The sequence below is a fragment of the Vibrio sp. 10N.222.48.A3 genome, assembly GCF_041475345.1.
In the GTDB taxonomy this organism is placed as follows: domain Bacteria; phylum Pseudomonadota; class Gammaproteobacteria; order Enterobacterales; family Vibrionaceae; genus Vibrio; species Vibrio tasmaniensis_A.
In genome coordinates this window covers 1-1,753 of record NZ_JBFRVX010000831.1, presented here as the reverse complement: position 1 = coordinate 1,753, position 1,753 = coordinate 1, and the positions used below count along the sequence as shown (strand labels likewise).

The following is a 1,753-nucleotide window of genomic DNA, read 5'->3' as shown; positions in this document are numbered from 1 at the left end:
AAGGCTTGAGAACAAGGCAGAGTTTTGTGATAAGTAGTTATTCTACAATCAAAAACTCTAACGCCGTTATCGAGCATTTTAACAAGCTAGGTTGAGCAGTTATTTACTACGATTGATATTATTTAACTATAGGAAACTAGGATGCCTTATTTAATAGTTATAGTCCTCTCTATTTTTACTCTTACTGGATGCCAATCAGCTTATTACTCCGCCATGGAGCAAGTGGGTTACCACAAGCGTGACATTATGGTTGATAGAGTGGAAGACGCTAAAGAGTCGCAACAGGACGCTCAGGAAGAGTTTACTAGCGCACTTGAAGCTTTGAGTAGCCTAACTAATTTTAGTGGCGGCGACCTTGAAGACATGTACAACAAGATTAATGATAAATACCAAGACAGTGAAAAAGCCGCACAAAATGTCAGTGACCGCATTGCTGCGATTGAAGATGTGTCGGATGCGCTATTTGCAGAATGGCAGGGAGAGTTGGACCTTTACACCAGCGATTCACTGCGTCGTTCAAGTGAGAAAAAGCTGCGTGAAACCAAATCGTCTTACCAGACTATGCTTTCAGCGATGAAACGGGCTGAGAAGAAAATGGATCCGGTACTCAACACTCTTCGCGACAACACGCTTTATCTCAAACACAACCTCAATGCGAGTGCCGTTGGTTCATTGCAGGGAGAGTTTATGAGCTTAGAAAAAGACATCGCCTACGCGATAACACAGATGAATGCTGCGATAGCTGAGTCGGATAAGTTCTTAGCACAACTCAACCAAAAATAACGCTTCAGAGACAGAACACGATGAAGCCAATCATTATTACTGGCGGCCCCGGAGCCGGAAAAACAACTCTGATTAATGCCTTGGGTGACATAGGTTACCCAACCTTCGCAGAATCCTCTCGCCAATTGATAGAACAACAGAGCCAACTTGAGAACGGTATCTTACCTTGGTTAGACCTACCGGGCTTTGCTCGCTTGTGTTTAGACGTGATGAGCGAGCAAAAAGAGCAAGCGAAGCAGCACCAAATTGCTTTTCTTGACCGTGCGATTCCAGATATCTGTGGTTACTTAGCTCAGGCTAATCTTGAGATTGATGCGAACTACCGAGAAGCGAGCCAAGGCTACCACCCCCAAGTGCTGTTCTGTCGTCCTGAGGCATCGATTTACGTACAAGATGATGTGAGACCTTATCCGTTTGAGGAGGCATTAGAGATTCACCACGCGCTAGTCAGAGTCTATCAAAAGCTAGGTTATGAGGTGATCGAAGTGCCATTTATGTCGGTCGATGAGCGGCTTCAATTCGTTGAGCGTTACTTAGGTATCAAAAGCTAGATCCCCAACTCGGTCGTTGCTCCCTCTTGAGGATGACGAATACTTGAACGCCCTTCGTATCCTGCATCTCGTTTACCCGTATCTACTCCAACACCATATAAAACAAAAGCCCCGAGCAGCTAGGCTACACGGGGCTTTCTTATTTATTCTAAAACGTATTGCTTGAATAGCTAGAAGCTAGTCAACTGGCAATTAAGCCTTAGCTGGACGTGCTGCACGCTTACGTTCGTTTTCAGTAAGAAGCTTCTTACGGATACGTACGTTTAGTGGCGTTACTTCTACTAGTTCATCTTCATCGATAAACTCAAGAGCTTGCTCTAGAGTGTGCTTGATCGGTGGAGAAAGAACTTGTGCTTCATCAGTACCAGATGCACGAACGTTCGTTAGTTGCTTACCTTTCAGACAGTTTACTGTCAGGT

General features: G+C 44.7%; 2 protein-coding genes and 1 pseudogene. 2 read left to right on the top strand and 1 reads right to left on the bottom strand.

Annotation, left to right across the window (positions count from 1 at the left end):
• Positions 1–141: 141 nt before the first annotated feature.
• The gene (locus AB4653_RS20430) at positions 142–783 is read left to right on the top strand and encodes a DUF2959 domain-containing protein (RefSeq protein ID WP_017099568.1); all 642 of its coding nucleotides are present in this window, start codon (positions 142–144) and stop codon (positions 781–783) included.
• A 20-nt stretch (positions 784–803) separates the two neighbouring features.
• On the top strand, positions 804–1,334 hold the full coding sequence (locus AB4653_RS20425) for an AAA family ATPase (RefSeq protein ID WP_009848035.1): 531 nt from the start codon (positions 804–806) through the stop codon (positions 1,332–1,334).
• Positions 1,335–1,526: 192 nt separating this feature from the next.
• On the opposite strand, the pseudogene AB4653_RS20420 reads toward AB4653_RS20425, so the two are convergent.
• Positions 1,527–1,753, bottom strand: a pseudogene (locus AB4653_RS20420) (translational GTPase TypA); the annotation flags it as partial.